The following is a 253-nucleotide window of genomic DNA, read 5'->3' as shown; positions in this document are numbered from 1 at the left end:
CCATTTTGTTCATAAAGGTAATAATTGGCGTATCACGAAGACGGGTAACTTCCATCAGTTTAATGGTACGTTCTTCAACACCTTTGGCGCCGTCAATAACCATCAGGCAGGAATCCACAGCGGTTAAGGTGCGGTAAGTATCTTCGGAGAAATCCTCGTGCCCTGGGGTATCCAACAGGTTCACCAGACAATCCGCATAGGGGAACTGCATCACCGAGGTGGTTACCGAGATGCCCCGCTCTTTTTCCATTTC

The 253-nt window shown here is 48.6% G+C and carries 1 protein-coding gene; it reads right to left on the bottom strand.

Going from position 1 to position 253, the window contains the following annotated elements; translation table 11 throughout:
- On the bottom strand, positions 1–253 hold a 253-nt coding region (locus R0J87_RS22680), incomplete at both ends, for a GTP-binding protein (protein WP_498889167.1).

The organism is Halomonas sp. SIMBA_159, from assembly GCF_046536035.1.
In the GTDB taxonomy this organism is placed as follows: domain Bacteria; phylum Pseudomonadota; class Gammaproteobacteria; order Pseudomonadales; family Halomonadaceae; genus Vreelandella; species Vreelandella venusta_A.
Note: the sequence above shows the minus strand (reverse complement) of the source record. Positions and strands in the feature narration are given on the sequence as shown.